Raw genomic sequence first — 17998 nt, 5'->3', positions numbered from 1 at the left:
TGCCTCCGCCCGTCCGTGGACTGCTCGTGGAGCTCTCATGTCCCTTGGTCATGCCCTCGCCCCGCCGGATATATCAGAGGAAATCGATACATCGCCCTTGTGCCGGGCGGTCGAACTGGAGCCCGTCGTGCCGGCGTCCGCCCGCGGCTCGCGGCTGCGCTCCGTGCCCCGCCCTCTGCGGCGCGCCATCGGACCGGTGCTGCTGCTCGTGCTGTGGCAGGTGCTCAGCGCCACCGGTGTGCTCCATCCGGACGTGCTCGCCGCCCCCGGCACCATCGCCCGAGCGGGCCGGGATCTGATCAGCGACGGAACCCTGCCGTCGGCGATGGCGATCTCGCTCCAGCGCGTCGCCGTGGGACTGGTGCTCGGAGGTGTCGTCGGCATCACGCTGGCCTTGGTGTCCGGACTGTCCCGGCTCGGTGAGGACCTGGTCGACGCGACCGTGCAGATGCTGCGGACGGTCCCCTGGGTGGGGCTGATCCCGCTGTTCATCATCTGGCTGGGGATCGGCGAGGCCCCGAAGGTGGCGCTCATCGCGCTCGGCGTGGCCTTCCATCTGTATCTCAATGTGTACGCCGGGATCCGGGGCGTGGACGACCAACTCATCGAGGCAGGCCAGTCGTTGGGGCTCGGGCGGTGGGGTCTCATCCGGCATGTGGTGCTCCCGGGTGCGCTGCCCGGGGCCATGACGGGTCTGCGCTATTCGCTCGCCACCGCCTGGCTGGCGCTGGTCTTCGGCGAGTCCGTCAACGCCGACGCCGGGATCGGCTTCCTGATGAACCAGGCCCGGGAGTTCTTCCGTACCGACGTCATCGTCGTCTGCCTGGTCGTCTACGCCTTCCTCGGCCTCACCGCCGATGTCATCGTCCGGATACTCGAAAGGCTGCTGCTGCAATGGCGACCGACGTTCAAGGGCCAGTGAGCCCGCGGTCCTCCGACCCTGCCGTACGGGTGGAGGGGCTGACCCGCTCCTTCGACGGCCGGGCCGTCGTCGACGGGCTCGATCTCACCCTGCGCGCCGGGGAGTTCACCGCACTGCTCGGGCGCAGCGGCTGCGGGAAGTCGACTCTGCTGCGGGTGCTGGCCGGTCTCGACCGGGACATCACGGGCACGGTGCTGGTGCCGAGGAGACGGGCCGTCGCCTTCCAGTCGCCTCGTCTGATGCCGTGGAAGCGGGTCTGGCGCAATGTACTGCTCGGGTTGCCGGGCAAGCCCGAACGGAAGGTGGCCGAACGGGCGTTGGAGGAGGTCGGGCTCGGCGAGCGGTCCGGGGCGTGGCCCAGGACGCTCTCCGGTGGTGAGGCGCAGCGGGCGTCGCTGGCGCGTGCCCTGGTGCGCGAACCCGATCTGCTGCTGCTCGACGAGCCGTTCGGAGCGCTCGACGCGCTGACCCGGATCAAGGCGCAGCAACTGGTCGCCGAACTCTGGCGGCGGCGCGGCTGCGCAGTGCTGCTCGTCACGCATGACGTGGACGAGGCGCTGCTGCTCGCCGACCGCGCGCTGGTCATGCGCGACGGCGCCATCGCGTACGAGACCCGTGTGGACCTGGACCGTCCGCGCACCGTGGGCAGTGGGGAATTCGCCGCGCTGCGCTCCCGGCTGCTGACCGAGCTGGGCGTCGCGGAGGAAGCCTTTCCGGCCGAGGCCGCCTGACCAGCTGACCAGCACACATCCTCCATCGGTTCGACCTTCGGAAAGAGATAAGTCATGAGACGCCGCACCCTGCCCGCTCTCCTCCTGCCGCTCGCCCTGCTGCTCACCGCCTGCGGTGGCGTCTCGTCCGCGTCCACTGCGGACCGCACCGACGGCAAGGGCGATGTAACCCTCGACGTCGGTGATCAGAAAGGGGGGTACGAGGCCATCCTGCGGGCCTCCGGAGAACTCGACGACCTCGGCTACCGGATCACATGGTCGACCTTCACCTCCGGACCACCACTTCTGGAGGCGGTGAACGCCGGTGCCGTGGACATCGGGGGCGTCGGCAACACCCCACCTGTCTTCGCCGCGGGGTCCGATTCGAAGATCGTGGTGGTGGGCGCCGGCCACGGTTCGTCGGCGGGCGAGGCGATCGTCGTGCCGAAGGACTCTCCGCTGAAGACGCCCTCGCAGCTCAAGGGCAGGTCCATCGCGGTGGCCCAGGGCAGCTCCGCCCACTTCCAGCTCGTCGCCTCGCTGAAGGCGGCCGGGCTCACCGTCTCCGACGTACGGCTGAAGTACCTTCAGCCGGCTGATGCACTGGCCGCGTTCAGCCGGGGCAAGGTCGACGCCTGGTCGATCTGGGATCCGTACACGTCGCAGGTCCTGCGCGGCGGGAACGCCCGGGTGCTGACCACCGGTGAAGGGCTCGTCAACGGTCTGAGCTTCCAGGTCGCCTCGCCCGCCGCGCTGAAGGATGCCGGGAAGTCCAAGGCGATCGGCGATCTGCTGGACCGTCTGAGGCGGGCGCAGGACTGGGTGTTCAAGCATCCCGAGGCGTGGGCGAAGGTCTGGGCGAAGGAGACCGGGCTGCCGTACGACGTGGCGCTCGACGCCGTGAAGCGCAGTTACGGGACGCGGGTGCCCGTGGCCGTCGACGCGGCTGCCATCGCGTCCGAACAGCAGATCGCCGACACCTTCGCCGATCTGAAGCTCATTCCCCGCCGGTTCGTCTTCAAGGACTACGTCGACACCCGGTTCAACCGCGATCTGCCCGCGTCCACGGCAGCCCCCCGCTCGTACAGAAAGGCCTCGTCATGAATGTTCATCTGCACTGGTTCCTGCCCACCGGCGGTGACGGCCGCACGCTCGTCGACCGGCATGCGTACACCGACGGAGGGATCAAGCGGGACCGGATCACTCCGGTCAGCGGGGTGCGCGCGCCCGATATCGAGTATCTGGCACAGATCGCCAAGGCGGCCGAGCAACTGGGTTTCGAGGCGGTGCTGACGCCGACCGGCACCTGGTGCGAGGACGCCTGGCTGACGACGGTGGCGCTGGCGCAGCACACCGAGCGGCTGAAGTTCCTGGTCGCGTTCCGGCCGGGGGTGATCTCGCCGGTGCTCGCGGCACAGATGGCCGCGACGTATCAGCGGATCACCCGGGGCCGGCTGCTGCTCAATGTGGTGACGGGCGGCGACTCGACCGAACAGCGGCGGTTCGGTGACCACCTGGACCACGACCGTCGCTATGCGCGGACCGCCGAGTTCCTCTCGGTGGTGCGGGGCGTGTGGAGCGGACAGCCGTACGACTTCGACGGCGAGCACTATCAGGTCGAGGGCGGGCTGACGGCGCTGCCGCCGGACCCGCTGCCGGAGATCTTCTTCGGTGGGTCGTCGGCGGCGGCCGGGCCGGTGGCCGCCGCGCATGCCGATGTGTATCTGACCTGGGGCGAGCCGCCGGCCGCGGTGAAGCAGAAGATCGACTGGATCCGCGGGCTCGCGGAGGAGCAGGGCCGCCGTGTCCGGTTCGGGATCCGGCTGCACACCATCTCGCGCGATTCGGCGAAGGAGGCGTGGGCGACGGCGGACCGGCTGCTCGGCGATCTCGATCCGGAGACGATCGCCGCCGCGCAGCAGGCGCTGGGGAGGAGCGAGTCGGTGGGACAGCAGCGGATGCTGGCGCTGCACGGCGGCTCGCGTGACGAGCTGGAGATCTCGCCCAACCTGTGGGCGGGTGTGGGTCTGGTCCGGGGCGGTGCGGGCACCGCGCTGGTCGGCAGTCATGCGGACGTCGCGGACCGGATCGAGGAGTACCACGCGCTGGGTGTGGATCACTTCGTGCTCTCCGGCTACCCGCACCTGGAGGAGGCGTACTGGTTCGGCGAGGGCGTCACACCGGAGCTGGCGAGGCGCGGGCTGCTGTCCACGGTTCCGGCCTCGCCGCTGCTCGGGGTGCCGGCGGCGAACGGGCGCCCGGCGTCCGCACCGGGCGGCGCACCGCTGCTGATCGCCGGGGGCCGCTGACCGGGAAGATCCGGGACTCCCCCACAGTTGGTAGAAGGGTGAACAACTCTGGGGTCGGCGCAGCGCGCGCCGTGGAAGTGGTCGTGATCGGCGCCGGACAGGCAGGTCTGTCCGGCGCCTACCATCTGCGGCGCGCCGGCCTGGAGCCGGACCGCGACTTCGTCGTGCTCGACCACGCGCCCCGGCCGGGCGGCGCATGGCAGTTCCGCTGGCCGTCACTGACATACGGCAAGGTCCACGGCATGCACGCACTGCCCGGCATGGAGCTGACCGGCGCGGACGACAGCCGGCCTTCGTCGGAGGTGATCGGCGCATATTTCGACGCGTACGAGCGCACCTTCGGCCTGCGGGTCCACCGGCCCGTGGAGGTGAGCGCGGTACGGGAGGGCGTCGGTGGGCGGTTGCTCGTCGAGACCTCGGAGGGTCCGTACGCCGCGCGCGCCCTGATCAACGCCACGGGTACCTGGGACCGGCCGTTCTGGCCGCGCTACCCGGGCCAGGAGACCTTCCGGGGCCGCCAACTGCACACCGCGAACTACCCGGGGCCCCGGGAGTTTGCCGGGCAACGGGTGATCGTGGTGGGTGGCGGGGCCTCCGGCACACAGCATCTGATGGAGATCGCCGAAGTGGCGGCGGAGACCTTCTGGGTGACGCGTCGGCCGCCGGTCTTCCGGGAAGGGCCGTTCAGCGAGGTCCAGGGGCGGGCCGCCGTGGCCATGGTGGAGGAGCGAGTGCGACAAGGGCTGCCGCCGCAGAGCGTGGTGAGCGTGACCGGGCTGCCTCTCAACGACGCCGTGCGGCGCGCCCGCGCGGAGGGGGTGCTCGACCGGCTGCCGATGTTCGACCGCATCACTGCGACCGGAGTGGCCTGGGACGACGGCCGGACCGTGGACGCCGATGTGATCCTCTGGGCGACCGGCTTCCGGGCCGCCATCGACCATCTTGCGCCGCTGCGGCTGCGCGAGCCCGGCGGTGGCATCCGGGTCGAGGGAACGCGGGCCGTACGGGATGCGCGTATCCATCTCGTGGGATACGGGCCGTCCGCGAGCACCGTCGGGGCCAACCGGGCGGGGCGGGCGGCGGTGCGAGGGATCAAGCGCCTGCTGGAGGCCGCCGAGGACGCAACCGCCGGGCATGGGGAAGAACCCGCCGTCGTTGCCGTGTGACTACGCGCCGCGATGGCGCGTCGCCTCCGACCGCCCTTCAGCCACCGCTCGTGCCCAGCCGGTTGCGATTGAACTCCTCGACGTTCCGCTGCTGCTCGGCGTAGCTGTCGGTGAACCGGGTGTCCCCGGGTGCGACCGTCACGAAGTACAGCCAGGGGCCCGGCGTGGGTGTGAGGGCCGCGTGCATCGCCTGCTCTCCGGGATTGCCGATGGGGGTCGGCGGCAGGCCCGTGTGCTCGTAGGTGTTGTACGGGCTGTCGATCCTGGTGTCGCCGATGGTGGTGTCCAGAGTGCTGCGCTTCAGCGCGTAGTTGAGAGTGGCGTCCATCTGGAGCGGCATGCCCCCGGCCAGCCGGTTCTGGATGACCCGGGCCACCTTGCCCATGTCGGCGGCGGTGTCCACCTCGGCCTGCACGATGCTGGCGATCGTCACGGTCCGGTAGACGGAGACGTTGTTGCGCAACGCCCCTGCGGTGATGTGGTGCGCGCCGAATCGCTGCCTCGCCGTGTCGGCCATGTACCTCAGCAGACTCGTCGGGGTGGTGCCGGAGGTGACGGGGTACGTGGCAGGGAACAGGTAGCCCTCGGGGTTGCCCTTCGCCTCCGCCGGCAGGGCGAGTTCGGCCCTGCCGACGGCCTTCTCGGTCGTGCCGGGCACCACGTCGAGGGACCGGTCGACTGCCGCGTACACCTGGGAGGCCCGCCACCCTTCGGGGATGACGAGGGTGCGCTGCGGGCCGACGTTCGCCTCCCTCGTCAGCAGCGGCACGAGGACGGCTGCCGCAACGCCGAGGACGACGCCTACGGACAGCGCCAGCCGCCCGCGCCGGGGCGCGCGGATCCCGCGACGGGTCCGCGCGCCCGGGGACTCGTTCACCATGCGCGCACGCTATCCCGGGCCGGCCCCGGGCAAGCGCCCCCCGCACGGCGCGGCGCAGGGTTCGCTGCACGCGAAGTGAACACGCGACAGGGGATCGGATGTTCGCTGGAACGCGTGTTGACGGCGGCTACAAAGGCGCTGACGGCAGGGTCGGCGATCTGCGCTCCAGTGGGCGTGGCTGATGTCTTCCTGGGGTGGCTTCCGGCTCTCGTGGCATCGGTTCCGGTGGATTCGGATCCCGTGCAATCGGTGAGCCCGCCATCGCGCAGACCACCGCGCGACGCGGTGGTCGGCCTTGCGGCTGTCCTGTTCGGGCCGCCTCTTGGCCGGGCCGCAGCTTCTGGACCGGGCCGCAGCTTCGGCGAGCGCGTCCACCCCGTCGACCTGCCGTTCCATGACGGGTGTGCACGGCGCTCTGCACGGCTTGCGGCCCTTGGGAACGGGGTGTTCAGTGGAACGAGGCGTTGCCTTTTCGGCCGCGGCCACCCGGCCGGACTCGGCGGGCGCACGTGGTGATCTCCGCGGTCGGACACAGCCCCTCAGACAGCCGATCCGGATCAGGGGCGTGCGGCCCGGCTCCTGACCGATGGTCGTCGCCACCGGTCAGGAGCCCTTGGAGAGGGCCCCGATCGCCCCTGCAACCTCGCACACCGCCCGCGTACCCGGGCCCCGTCCCCACAAGGAACTGCGGGCACCGGCACGCAACGCGGGCCGGTGGGGCGCTGAGAGAGGCAGGCACGGCATGGCCCTGAAGAGGCTCGGCCTGGTGGTACACGAAGGACGCCCCGCCGCCGTCACGGCCGCCCGCGCCGTCCACACCTGGTGCGACCGGCACCGGATCCCCTGCACCGACATCGACGTCTGGCGTCAGGGAATACCGCGGCACGGCGGTAAGGAGGAGGCCGAGGCCGCGGGGCACCCCGACGGGATCGTCACCCTCGGCGGGGACGGCACGTTCCTGCGGGGCGCCCGGATCGCCGCCAAGGACGGCGCGTGGGTCCTCGGCATCGATCTGGGCCGCGTCGGCTTCCTCACCGAGGTCCCGGTCAACGACGTGCTGAAGGCGTTGGACGCCGTGCTCCGGGACGATGTCAGCGTGGAGGAACGCCTGACCCTCACCCTTCGTACATCACGCACCCTGGAAATCCCTGAGGGCATCGATGCCCTTCTGCGCTACGGCCGCGGACCTGCCCTGCCGCCGCCGACGCTGCTTCGTGAGGACACCGGCTGGGGCGTGGCCCTGGACGTCACCGCGCTCAATGACATCGTTCTGGAGAAGCTCGCCCGGGACCGGCAGATCAACGTCGCCGTCTACATCGCAGGACATCTGCTGGCGTCGTACTCCGCGGACGCCGCGATCGTGGCGACGGCGACCGGCTCCACCGCATACAGCTTCGCGGCGGGTGGTCCCGTGCTCTCACCAGGGGTGGAAGCCGTGGTCTTCACCCCGGTCGCCCCGCACATGGCCTTCAACCGCACGGTGGTGGCCGCGGCGAACGAGCCCGTTGCCGCGCGGGTCCTGCCGCACTCGGGACAGGTCGCCGTGAGCATCGACGGTGAACTGCGGGGAGTGCTCGACCCCGGCGACTGGATCGGTGTGTACCCGTCACCGTGCCGGATACATCTGATCCGGCTCGGTCCCGCCGACTTCTACCAGCGGCTGCGCAACCGCTTCCGGCTCGCCGATGCTCCTGCCACGGTGTCCGACGGTGCGGCTTCGCCACTGTTCGCGGCACCCAACGCGGATGTGCCCGAGGACCTGGTCGGGATGCGGCTGCCTCCTCCCGTGGACTGATACCGGGCGAGCACATGAAACCGTCCGCAACTCCCGTGGTCTGCCCATGAGTGCCGGAGATCAGCTTGCCACCGAAGCAAGTTGGGTGTCCCGGCGGATCAGAGCGGCGTAGCGGCCGTCCAGCTGGAGCAGGTCTTCGTGGGTGCCGCGCTCGGCGATCCGGCCGCCGTCCAGAACGACGATCTGGTCCGCGTCGCGCACGGTGGAGAGACGGTGCGCGATGGTGATCGTGGTGCGCCCGGCCGACAGTGCGTCGATCGCTTCCTGCACGGCGAATTCGGTGCGGGTGTCAAGTGCGCTCGTCGCCTCGTCGAGGATCAGGACGGGCGGGTCGCGCAGAATCGTGCGGGCGATGGCCAGGCGCTGCTTCTCACCGCCGGAGAAGCGATAGCCGCGCTCGCCGACCAGGGTGTCGTAGCCGTCGGGCAGCGAGGCGATGTGGTCGTGGATTTGTGCCGCGCGGGCAGCTGCCTCGATCTCGGCGTCGGTCGCGTCCGGTTTGGCGAAGCGCAGGTTCTCGGCGACCGAGGCATGGAAGAGGTACGTCTCCTGGGAGACCACGCCGACGGCCCGGGCCAGCGTGTCGAAGTCCAGGTCACGCACGTCGACGCCGTCGAGCGTGACCCGGCCGCCGGTGACGTCGTACAGCCGCGGCACCAGGTAGCTGAGCGTGGACTTGCCGGAGCCCGTGGGTCCGACGACGGCCAGGCTGCCTCCGGCCGGCACGGTGACATCGATGCCGGTGAGGGTCGGACCGCTCTTCTCGTCGTAGCTGAAGTCGACGTCATCGAAGCGGATCTCGCCGCGGATCTTCTCCAGCCGCACGGGCGTCTCGGGTTCGGTGATGTCCACCGTGAGGTCGAGGTACTCGAAGATCCGCTGGAAGAGCGCGAGGGATGTCTGCATCTGCACTCCGGTGGAGAGCAGGCTCACGGCCGGCCGGAAAAGGCCCTGCTGGAGCGAGACGAAGGCGACGAGCGTGCCGATGGAAACGGCCGGTCCGCCGGTCTGCAGGGCGACGCCCGCGGCCCAGTAGATGACGGCGGGCATGGCGGCCATGACGATGCCGATCGTCGACATCCGCCACCGCCCGGCCATGCTGGAACGCACTTCGAGGTCGACCAGGCGCTCGGACTCCTCGGCGAAGCCCTTGGTGAGCGAGTCCGCCCGGCCCATGGTCCGTCCGAGCAGGATGCCGCTGACGGAGAGCGACTCGGTGACCGTCGCCGCCATGGCGGCCATCTGCTTCTGGCGCTGCGTGGTGATCTTCTTTCGCTCCCGGCCGACCCGGCGGCTGATCCAGACGAAGACCGGCAGCAGGACGAGCGAGACCAGGGTGAGCCGCCAGTCGAGCGCCAGCATGGCGACGACGGTGGCGATGACCGCGGTGAGGTTGGAGACCAGCGAGGTGGCGGTGGAGGTGACGGTCGCCTGCATGCCGCCGATGTCGTTGGCGATACGGGACTGCACCTCACCCGTGCGCGTCCGGGTGAAGAAGGCCAGCGGCATCCGCTGCAGCTGGGCGTAGACCGCCGTGCGCAGGTCGTGCATGACGCGCTGGCCGACCGTGGTGGAGATCAGGGTCTGCAGGACGCCGAAGACACTGTTCATCACGGCGGTGGCGATCATGCCGAGCGCGAGCAATGACAGCAGTCCCGTACGACCCTGGGGAAGGGCCGTGTCGAGAATCTCGCGCAGCAGGAACGGCGAGGCCACCGACACCAGCGACGAGGCGCCGACGAGCACTCCGACCAGCGCGAGCCGGCCGCGGTACGGCTGGAAGAGGCGGAGGATGCGGCGCAGCTCGGCGGGCGGCTGCGCGCCGTCCCTGGGCGGGGGCGTCCATGTGGGTTCGTCGGGCTTCATGGGCTCCTTCGACAGGCATGAGGGAATGAGACGGCCACGGGCGGCAGTCAAGTTTTTGAGAGCATAGCTCATTGTTACCTATACTCACAATGAGCGGAGTCCTGATATTGTTCCCCCATGGATTCCCCCGACTCCGACGGCCTGCTGGCCGAGCAGTTGCTGCGGCTCACCCGCCGGCTCCAGCGCATCCAGAGCCGCCAGCTGGAGCCGATCGGCATCACCCCCGCACAGTTCAGACTGCTGCGCACGGTCGCCCACTACGACGGACCGCCCCGGATGGCCGATCTCGCGCAGCGTCTGGACGTCGTCCCGCGCGCCGTGACGAGCCTGGTCGACGCGCTGGAGGCGAGCGGCCGGGTGCGCCGCACCCCGGATCCGGACAGCCGCCGGGTGGTGCGGATCGCGCTCACCGACGAGGGCCGTGCCACGCTCCGGTCTCTGCGCGACGCGCGCCGGGCGGCCGCGGAGGAGATCCTGGCTCCGTTGACCGCCGACCAGCGCGAGGTGCTCGGCGGGCTGCTGTCCGCCTTGGTCGCCGGGATACCGGAGCGCCGCTGCTAAGGGCCGCCCCGTCATCCCTGGCGGGCATTGCCCGATAGTCGTACCGATCGTGAGCGGTGCGGATCTTCGCTGATAGAAAGGGGGGAGAACCGCACCGATCCGCCGAGGAGACCGTCGCCATGCCGCTACTGGAGCCGAAGCCGGAAGCCCTCCGCCCCGCCGTGCCGCGCACCGCGTCCCACGACCGGGTCCCCGACGACCGGGCGGCCGGCACACCCGAACGGCTGCGCGAGGAGCTGACCGCGCTGCTCGGGCCGGAGAAGGTGCTGTGGAAGGTCTCCGACCTGGTGAAGTACGCCTCCGATGCCAGCCCCTACCGGTTCGTCCCGCAGGTCGTCGTGGTCCCCGAGGACATCGACGACATCTCGGCGGTCCTGTCGTACGCGCACGGCAAGGGCCGCGAGGTCGTCTTCCGGGCTGCCGGCACCAGCCTGAACGGCCAGGCGCAGGGCGAGGACATACTCGTGGACGTCCGCCGCCACTGGACGGGCATCGAGGTCCTGAACGACGGCGCGCAGGCGCGCATCCGCCCCGGGACGACGGTCATGCGCGCCAATGCCACCCTCGCCAGGTACGGCAGGCTGCTGGGCCCCGACCCGGCCAGCGCCATCGCGTGCACGATCGGCGGGGTCGTCGCCAACAACGCCTCGGGAATGACCGCGGGCACCACCCGGAATTCGTACCGCACCGTCTCCTCGCTCACCTTCGTGCTGCCGAGCGGCACGGTCGTCGACACCGCCGACCCGGCGGCGGACGAACTGCTGGTGCATGCAGAACCGCACCTGTGCGAGGGGCTGATGGCCCTGAAGGCGGAGATCGAGGCGGACGCGGAGCTCACCGCCCGAATCCGCGCCAAGTACGAGATCAAGAACACCAACGGGTACCGGCTCGACGCCTTCCTGGACGGCTCGACCCCGGTTCAGATCCTGCGCGGGCTGATGGTCGGCTCGGAGGGCACCTTCGGCTTCATCTCCGAGGTCGTCTTCGACACCCTGCCACTGGACCGGAAGGTCTCCAGCGCGCTGCTCTTCTTCCCCTCGCTGACCGCTGCGGCGGCTGCCGTGCCCCGCTTCAACGAGGCGGGGGCGATCGCCGTCGAGCTGATGGACGGCAATACGCTGCGCGCATCCGTGAGCGTGCAGGGCGTGCCCGCGGACTGGGCCGAGCTGCCCAGGGAGACCGCGGCGCTGCTGGTGGAGTTCCGGGCTCCGGACGAGCCGGGGCAGGAGGCGTACGAGCGGGCGGCGGCCGCGGTCGTCAAGGGGCTGGACCTGGTCACGCCGGTCGCCTCGATCACCAATGAGTTCACCCGCGAGGCCAAGGTCATCTCCGGTTACTGGAAGGCCCGCAAGGCGTTCGTGACCGCGGTCGGAGGCTCCCGCCCGTCGGGCACGACGCTGATCACGGAGGACTTCGCGGTCCCGCCGTCGCTGCTCGCCGACGCCTGCGAGGCCCTTCTCCGGCTGCAGGGGGAACACGGCTTCGACGCCGCCGTCGCGGGCCACGCCGCACACGGCAATCTGCACTTCCTGCTCGCCTTCGACGCGGCGAAGCCGGCCGACGTCGACCGGTACGCCGCGTTCATGGACGACTTCTGCCGGCTGACCGTGGAGCGCTTCGACGGCTCACTCAAGGCGGAGCACGCCACCGGGCGCAACATCGCACCGTTCCTGGAACTGGAGTGGGGCCCCAAGGCGACGGAGCTGATGTGGCGTACGAAGCAGGTCATCGACCCCGACGGGGTGCTGGCTCCGCGGATCGTCCTCGACCGCGATCCGAAGGCCCATCTGCGCGGTCTGAAGACCATCCCCGAAGTCGAGGCGATCGGCGACCCGTGCATCGAATGCGGCTTCTGTGAACCGACCTGCCCCAGTGAGGACTTGACCACGACGCCTCGCCAGCGGATCGTGCTGCGGCGGGAGATGATGCGCCAGCCGGACGGTTCGCCGGTGGAGTCCAGCCTGCTGGACGCGTACGGGTACGACGCCGTCGACACCTGTGCGGGCGACTCCACCTGCAAGCTCGCCTGCCCGGTCGGCATCGACACCGGCGCCATGATGAAGGACTTCCGCCACCGGCGCCACTCGCCGCGGGAGGAGCGGATCGCTGCAGTCACCGCGAAGAACTTCAAGGCGGTGGAGGTCTCGGCGCGGCTGGCGGTCGCCGCGGCGGACAAGATCGGCGACCGGCTCCTGGAGACCGTCACCGGGCTCGCCCGCAAGGCCGTACGCCCCGATCTGGTGCCCGAGTGGCTGCCGGAGATCCCCGGCGCCGCGGCGCGGCAGCTGCCCCGTACCTCGCGGACCGGAGCGAGCGCCGTGTACTACCCGGCGTGCGTGAACCGCATCTTCGGCGACCCGGAAGGCCACCGCGGTCCTTCGCTGCCGCAGGCCGTCGTCGCCGTCTCGGCCCGCGCCGGAAAGCCGGTGTGGATCCCGGAGGACGTGACGGGGACCTGCTGCGCGACGATCTGGCACTCCAAGGGGTACGACGCGGGCAATGCGGTGATGGCCAACCGCATCGTGGAGGCCGCGTGGGGCTGGACGGCGGGCGGCAGACTGCCGCTGGTCGTCGACGCGTCGTCGTGCACGCTGGGGATCACCCATGAGGTGGTGCCCTATCTCACCGACGACAACCGGGAGTTGCACCGGGAGCTGACCATCGTCGACTCCCTCGTGTGGGCTGCCGACGAGCTGCTGCCGGAGCTGACGGTCCTGCGGAAGACCGGTTCGGCGGTGCTGCACCCGACGTGCTCGATGCAGCATCTGGGTGATGTGGAGCAGTTGCGTACGGTCGCCGAGGCGTGTGCGGAGGAGGTCGTCGTCCCGGACGACGCCGGATGCTGCGCGTTCGCGGGCGACCGCGGAATGCTGCACAAGGAGCTGACGGCGTCGGCGACGGCGAAGGAGGCCGCCGAGGTGAACTCCCGGGAGTACGACGCCTATCTCTCCGCCAACCGGATGTGCGAGATCGGCATGGACCGGGCCACGGGGCGCTCGTACTACTCGGTCCTGATGGAGCTCGAGCGGGCGACGCGGCCCTGACGCGTCCCCCGCCCGACCGCGCACATACGGATGTCCGCGGTCGGGCGGGGTGGAGCGGTCACGCCGCCCCGAGCGTCGCCTTGTCGCCCATCACCACGACCGGGTGCTGCTTCGGGTCGAGCGTGCGCAGCAGCGTCAGCATGGCGGACTTGGACAGGCTCACACAGGCCGAGGTGCCGCTGCCGTGGTCCATGTGCAGCCAGATGCTGCCGCCCTTCGACTGTCCCAGCGGGCGCGTCGGGTCGTTGGGCGCAGTGCCCTTGACGCGGTTGTAGTCGATCGCGATGACGTAGTCGAAGTCGTGCCAGTACGGCTTCGACCAGTAGCGCGGGGCCTGGATCGACGCCGACCGGGTGTACGGGAGAAGGGCGCCCGGGTCGGCAAGGGCACCGCCTGCGTCGGTGAGCGTGAACACGCCGACCGGGCTGCGCTTGTCGTCCTCGTGATGGTCGGTGGTCCAGCCCTTCCTGCCGTTGTGGGCCTTCCACCTGGCGGTGGTGTCCCAGGTGGCACCCTGCTTCGTGTACAGCACAACGGTGGAGTCGGCCGAGTTCTTGCCCTCGCCGTAGACCGCGACGACCTGACGCGCGTTCTCGGGTATCTGCGTGTAGAGCCGGTCGCCCACGTCGGGAATGCGCTTCAGGTCGGCGGTCGGTTCCTTCCGGTTCGCCGCGCTGCCGGCATGCGTGTCGTCATTCTGCCCGGCCTGCGCACCGCCGCAGGCCGTCAGGGGCGTGAGCATGAGACCACAGGCCGCCGCCGCGACAGCCATTCGTACCGGACCGGTTATTCGCATCCGTCCATGCTCGCACCACCGGCCCGGCGGCGGGATCACCGCCTGTGACCCGCCGCGGACACGGGCCGAATCTTTACCGCCGAGCGAAAAACCGTTTGCCTCCAACCCCGGCAGGACGCGAACCTTGCACGGTTTGGTCCCCTCACCCGATCCTCGAGGTCTTCCGCAGACCTCCGCCCTTCCGAGCCTTGGGACATCATGCACATTCGCGATCTTCCGTACGCAGATCCTGGCGATCCCGATGTCCGGTCAGGCCCGCGCTTCCTGCTCTGGCTCGGCCGCAACCAGATCCGCGGGCAGCTCAAATCCCTGTCCTGGGGCCTGCTGCACCAGTGCTCCATCGCCGGGCTGCCGTTGGCCGTCGGCTTCGCCGTGCAGGCGGTCGTCGACCGTTCGGGCGGCCGGCTCGCCCTGTCCGGCGGGCTCATCGCGGTGCTCGGCGTGCTGATCGCGGTCGGCGACACCATGCTGCACCGGACGGCCGTGACCAACTGGATCACCGCGGCGGCCCGCGTCCAGCAGTTGCTGGCCCGCAAGACGGCGGAGCTCGGCGCCGCACTGACCCGCCGGGTCGCCGCGGGCGAGGTCGTCGCGGTGTCCACCGGCGACGTCGAGAAGATCGGCTGGTTCGTCGAGGCGTTCTCCCGCTTCGCCGCTGCCGCCGGCGCTCTCGTGCTGATCTGCGTCGGGCTCGTCCTGTACCTGCCGTCGCTGGGCGCCCTGGTGGCGCTCGCGGTGCCACTGCTGGCACTGGCCGTGCTGCCGCTTCTCCCCCGCGCCACCCGGCGCGCCGACCTGCAGCGCGAGAAGGCCGGCAAGGCCACCGAGCTGGCGTCGGACACCGTGGCCGGTCTGCGCGTGCTGCGCGGCATCGGCGGTGAGGAGCTGTTCCTCGGCCGCTACCGGCGCGCCTCGCAGGAGGTCCGCAGGGCCGCGGTGCGCAGCGCGCAGATGTGGTCGCTGATCTCGGCGATCCAGGTGCTGCTGCCCGGCATGCTGCTGATCTCCCTGGTGGTGTACGGAGCAACGCTGGCCCGCGAGGGCCGGATCGAGGTCGGTCAGCTGGTCACGGTGTACAGCGCGGCGACGCTGATGCTGTTCCCGCTGCGGCACTTCGAGGAGATCGCGATGGCGTACTCCTTCTCGCGGCCGTCCGCGAAGCGGGCTGTCCGGGTGCTTTCGCTGCACCGCATCGCCGAGCCGTCGACGGTCGACGCGGTACCGTCCGGCGATCTGTACGACCCGGTCACCGGGCTGATGGCTCCGTCGGGCCTGTTCACCGCGGTGGTCTGCGGCGATCCGGACGAAGCGGGCCGACTGGCCGAACGGCTCGGCGGGCACGCCGGGACGGGTGCGGAGACCGGTGCGCAGGGCGACGCCCCGGACGCCGGCGCGAAGGCCGACCGGACGGACGACGGCTCCGAAGGCGCCTCGGGTCCCGGCCCGGCGGACGGCTCCCGCAAGGGCGCACCGGACAGAGTCCCCTCGGTCCTGCTCGGTGGCGTACCCCTGGACGAGCTTGCGCTGGAGGCCGCCCGGACCGCGGTACTGGTCCAGGACAAGGACCCGGTGCTGCTCTCCGGGACGCTGCGGGAGCTGCTCGACGTGCCGTCGTCCGGCCGGGTGACCGCCGAGGACGCGCTGGCGGCCGCCCAGTGCGGTGATGTCCTGGACGCGCTGGCGCAGGCTTCGGCCGTCGCCGACGGCGACCCGATGACCACCAGGATCACCGAGCGCGGACGGTCGCTCTCCGGCGGCCAGCGGCAGCGGCTCGCGCTGGCCCGCTCCCTGGTCACCGACCCGGAGGCGCTCGTTCTGGACGAGCCGACGTCCGCCGTCGACTCGCACACCGAGGCCCGGGTGGCCGCCGGTGTCAAGGCGCTGCGCACCGGTCGTACGACCGTGGTGTTCGCCTCGTCGCCGCTGCTGCTCGACCTCGCGGACCGGGTGGTGCTGGTCCACGAGGGCACGGTCGTCGCGGTCGGTGCGCACCGCGAACTGCTGCACACCGAACCGCGGTACCGCGCGGTCGTCACCCGCGAGACCGACGACGAGATCACGGACCGGACCGCGTCGGAAGAGACCACGACAGTCACGACCAGCACGATCGACGCGATCGAGGAGATCAAGGCGATCGAAGAGATCGAGGAGAGGGCATGATCGGCGTCGCTCAACCGGCGTACGACCCGGCCGCCCCGGAGTCGGCGACGACCCTGCCGGTGGGCAGCCCCACGACCGTACGGAGCTATGTACGGGACCTGATACGGCGCCACCGCAAGCCGTTCGCCGTGCTCATCACGTTCAACGCGGTCGCGGTGATCGCCTCGATCGTCGGACCGTATCTGCTGGGCGGACTGGTCGAGGACCTGTCGAACGGGGTCGCCGACCTCCATCTGGAGCGCACCGCCGCAGTGTTCGCGTGCGCGCTGGTCGTGCAGACCGTGTTCACGCGGATGATGCGGCTGCGCGGTGCGATGCTCGGCGAGGAGATGCTCGCCGATCTGCGCGAGGACTTCCTCGTGCGGTCGGTCGCGCTGCCGCCGGGCGTCCTGGAGCGCGCCGGGACCGGTGATCTGCTCTCCCGCATCACCACGGACATCGACCGGCTGGCCAACGCGATGCGCGAGGCCGTACCGCAGCTGGCGATCGGCGTGGTGTGGGCGGGGCTCCTGCTCGGTGCGCTCACCGTGACGGCTCCGCCGCTGGCGCTCTCGGTGCTGATCGCACTGCCGGTGCTGCTCCTCGGCTGCCGCTGGTACTTCCGCCGGGCTCCTTCCGCGTACCGCTCGGAGGCCGCCGGTTACGCGGCGGTCGCCGCGATGCTCGCGGAGACCGTGGACGCCGGACGGACCGTGGAGGCGCACCGTCTCGGTGCGCGACGGGTGGCGCTGTCGGACCGGCGGATCAAGGAGTGGACGGCCTGGGAGCGGTACACGCTGTTCCTGCGGTCGGTGCTCTTCCCCGTCATCAACGTCACGTACGTGACGATCCTCGGCGCGGTGCTGATGCTCGGTGGCTGGTTCGTCATCGAGGGGTGGCTCACCGTCGGACAGCTGACGACCGGTGCGCTGCTCGCGCAGATGATGGTCGACCCGATCGGCCTGATCCTGCGCTGGTACGACGAGCTCCAGGTCGCGCAGGTGTCACTGGCCCGGCTGGTCGGCGTACGGGACATCGAGCCGGACGCGGGCGACACGGAGGTCGCCCCGGACGGCCGCGACGTCCGGGCGGACGAGGTGCACTTCGGCTACCGCACGGGGGTCGACGTCCTGCACAGGGTGTCGCTCGACGTCGCTCCGGGCACGCGCCTCGCACTGGTCGGCCCGTCCGGTGCGGGCAAGTCCACGCTCGGCCGGCTGCTGGCCGGGATCTACGCCCCGCGCAGCGGTGAAGTCACGCTGGGCGGCGCGGAGTTGTCCCGGATGCCGGCGGAGCGGGTACGGACGCATGTGGCCCTGGTCAACCAGGAGCACCATGTGTTCGTCGGGTCCCTGCGCGACAACCTGCTGCTGGCCCGTACGGATGCCGGGGACGCGGAGTTGTGGGCGTCGCTCGCTGCGGTCGACGCGGACGGCTGGGCGAAGGCGCTGGACAAGGGGCTGGACGCGGAGGTCGGTTCGGGCGGTCTGGCCCTGACCCCGGCACAGGCGCAGCAGATCGCGCTGGCCCGGCTGGTGCTGGCCGATCCGCACACGCTGGTGCTGGACGAGGCGACGTCGCTGCTGGACCCGCGGGCGGCCCGGCATCTGGAGCGCTCGCTGGCCCGGGTGCTGGACGGCCGCACGGTCGTGGCGATCGCACACCGGCTGCACACCGCGCACGACGCGGATGTGATCGCGGTGGTCGAGAACGGCCGGATCAGCGAGCTGGGCAGCCATGACGAACTGGTGGCGGCGGACGGCGCGTATGCGGCGCTGTGGCGGTCCTGGCACGGCTGAGCGGAGAAGGC

13 protein-coding genes are annotated in these 17998 nt (G+C 70.7%); 10 read left to right on the top strand and 3 right to left on the bottom strand.

All coding sequences use genetic code 11. The features are described from left to right. Nucleotides 1-37: 37 nt before the first annotated feature. From OG878_RS33990 to OG878_RS33970, 5 genes are read left to right on the top strand one after another with little or no spacing between them, the layout of a single operon-like run. Nucleotides 38-922, top strand: coding sequence for an ABC transporter permease (locus OG878_RS33990; protein WP_328890315.1), 885 nt, complete (start codon nucleotides 38-40; stop codon nucleotides 920-922). Next, entirely contained in the window at nucleotides 895-1653 is a 759-nt protein-coding gene (locus OG878_RS33985) for an ABC transporter ATP-binding protein (protein ID WP_328890314.1), read from the top strand. Before OG878_RS33990 ends, OG878_RS33985 begins: the two co-directional genes overlap by 28 nt. Nucleotides 1654-1707: 54 nt before the next feature. After that, nucleotides 1708-2736, top strand: a complete 1029-nt coding sequence (locus tag OG878_RS33980; RefSeq protein ID WP_328890313.1) for an ABC transporter substrate-binding protein — start codon at nucleotides 1708-1710, stop codon at nucleotides 2734-2736. Continuing rightward, nucleotides 2733-3941 (top strand): LLM class flavin-dependent oxidoreductase, encoded by a 1209-nt coding sequence (locus OG878_RS33975; protein ID WP_328890312.1) that lies wholly within the window; start codon nucleotides 2733-2735, stop codon nucleotides 3939-3941. Before OG878_RS33980 ends, OG878_RS33975 begins: the two co-directional genes overlap by 4 nt. Before the next feature lie 38 nt (nucleotides 3942-3979). After that, complete coding sequence (locus tag OG878_RS33970; protein ID WP_328890311.1) at nucleotides 3980-5107, top strand: NAD(P)-binding domain-containing protein; 1128 nt, start codon at nucleotides 3980-3982, stop codon at nucleotides 5105-5107. Between the two features lie 37 nt (nucleotides 5108-5144). Here OG878_RS33970 and mltG read toward each other — a convergent pair whose 3' ends face one another. Beyond that, nucleotides 5145-5987 carry an endolytic transglycosylase MltG gene (gene mltG / locus OG878_RS33965; RefSeq protein ID WP_328890310.1) on the bottom strand — a complete coding sequence of 281 codons (843 nt, stop codon included), beginning with the start codon at nucleotides 5985-5987 and terminating at the stop codon, nucleotides 5145-5147. A gap of 742 nt (nucleotides 5988-6729) precedes the next feature. On the opposite strand from mltG, the gene OG878_RS33960 reads away from it, so the two are divergent. Next, nucleotides 6730-7782, top strand: coding sequence for an NAD(+)/NADH kinase (locus OG878_RS33960; RefSeq protein ID WP_328890309.1), 1053 nt, complete (start codon nucleotides 6730-6732; stop codon nucleotides 7780-7782). Between the two features lie 60 nt (nucleotides 7783-7842). Here the strand turns inward: OG878_RS33960 and OG878_RS33955 are convergent, their stop codons facing one another. Beyond that, on the bottom strand, nucleotides 7843-9648 hold the full coding sequence (locus OG878_RS33955; protein ID WP_328890308.1) for an ABC transporter ATP-binding protein: 1806 nt from the start codon (nucleotides 9646-9648) through the stop codon (nucleotides 7843-7845). Between the two features lie 117 nt (nucleotides 9649-9765). Between OG878_RS33955 and OG878_RS33950 the strand changes: the two genes are divergently transcribed. Together OG878_RS33950 and OG878_RS33945 are read left to right on the top strand one after the other, a co-directional pair. Next, entirely contained in the window at nucleotides 9766-10209 is a 444-nt protein-coding gene (locus OG878_RS33950; RefSeq protein WP_328890307.1) for a MarR family winged helix-turn-helix transcriptional regulator, read from the top strand. 119 nt (nucleotides 10210-10328) lie between these two features. Continuing rightward, nucleotides 10329-13253, top strand: coding sequence for an FAD-binding and (Fe-S)-binding domain-containing protein (locus OG878_RS33945; protein WP_328890306.1), 2925 nt, complete (start codon nucleotides 10329-10331; stop codon nucleotides 13251-13253). A 58-nt stretch (nucleotides 13254-13311) separates the two neighbouring features. Here the strand turns inward: OG878_RS33945 and OG878_RS33940 are convergent, their stop codons facing one another. Then, entirely contained in the window at nucleotides 13312-14049 is a 738-nt protein-coding gene (locus OG878_RS33940; protein WP_443049192.1) for a L,D-transpeptidase family protein, read from the bottom strand. A 198-nt stretch (nucleotides 14050-14247) separates the two neighbouring features. On the opposite strand from OG878_RS33940, the gene OG878_RS33935 reads away from it, so the two are divergent. Both OG878_RS33935 and OG878_RS33930 read left to right on the top strand, forming a co-directional pair. Continuing rightward, nucleotides 14248-16209 carry an ABC transporter ATP-binding protein gene (locus OG878_RS33935; protein WP_328890305.1) on the top strand — a complete coding sequence of 654 codons (1962 nt, stop codon included), beginning with the start codon at nucleotides 14248-14250 and terminating at the stop codon, nucleotides 16207-16209. Beyond that, nucleotides 16206-17987 carry an ABC transporter ATP-binding protein gene (locus OG878_RS33930; protein WP_328890304.1) on the top strand — a complete coding sequence of 594 codons (1782 nt, stop codon included), beginning with the start codon at nucleotides 16206-16208 and terminating at the stop codon, nucleotides 17985-17987. Before OG878_RS33935 ends, OG878_RS33930 begins: the two co-directional genes overlap by 4 nt. Nucleotides 17988-17998: the final 11 nt, after the last annotated feature.

It is taken from the genome of Streptomyces sp. NBC_00316 (genome assembly GCF_036158715.1).
Taxonomy (GTDB): Bacteria; Actinomycetota; Actinomycetes; order Streptomycetales; family Streptomycetaceae; genus Streptomyces.
The sequence above is the reverse complement of the archived record's forward strand: the minus strand, read 5'-3'. Positions and strand labels throughout refer to the sequence as shown.

What these genes read in the sequence shown, in the direction of transcription:
- OG878_RS33940 (WP_443049192.1), bottom strand. Translation starts at nt 14,049, where the DNA reads ATGCGAATAACCGGTCCGGTACGAATGGCTGTCGCGGCGGCGGCCTGT.
- OG878_RS33960 (WP_328890309.1), top strand. Translation starts at nt 6,730, where the DNA reads ATGGCCCTGAAGAGGCTCGGCCTGGTGGTACACGAAGGACGCCCCGCC.
- OG878_RS33985 (WP_328890314.1), top strand. Translation starts at nt 895, where the DNA reads ATGGCGACCGACGTTCAAGGGCCAGTGAGCCCGCGGTCCTCCGACCCT.
- OG878_RS33990 (WP_328890315.1), top strand. Translation starts at nt 38, where the DNA reads ATGTCCCTTGGTCATGCCCTCGCCCCGCCGGATATATCAGAGGAAATC.
- OG878_RS33935 (WP_328890305.1), top strand. Translation starts at nt 14,248, where the DNA reads ATGCACATTCGCGATCTTCCGTACGCAGATCCTGGCGATCCCGATGTC.
- OG878_RS33980 (WP_328890313.1), top strand. Translation starts at nt 1,708, where the DNA reads ATGAGACGCCGCACCCTGCCCGCTCTCCTCCTGCCGCTCGCCCTGCTG.
- OG878_RS33950 (WP_328890307.1), top strand. Translation starts at nt 9,766, where the DNA reads ATGGATTCCCCCGACTCCGACGGCCTGCTGGCCGAGCAGTTGCTGCGG.
- OG878_RS33975 (WP_328890312.1), top strand. Translation starts at nt 2,733, where the DNA reads ATGAATGTTCATCTGCACTGGTTCCTGCCCACCGGCGGTGACGGCCGC.
- OG878_RS33930 (WP_328890304.1), top strand. Translation starts at nt 16,206, where the DNA reads ATGATCGGCGTCGCTCAACCGGCGTACGACCCGGCCGCCCCGGAGTCG.
- OG878_RS33955 (WP_328890308.1), bottom strand. Translation starts at nt 9,648, where the DNA reads ATGAAGCCCGACGAACCCACATGGACGCCCCCGCCCAGGGACGGCGCG.
- mltG (WP_328890310.1), bottom strand. Translation starts at nt 5,987, where the DNA reads ATGGTGAACGAGTCCCCGGGCGCGCGGACCCGTCGCGGGATCCGCGCG.
- OG878_RS33945 (WP_328890306.1), top strand. Translation starts at nt 10,329, where the DNA reads ATGCCGCTACTGGAGCCGAAGCCGGAAGCCCTCCGCCCCGCCGTGCCG.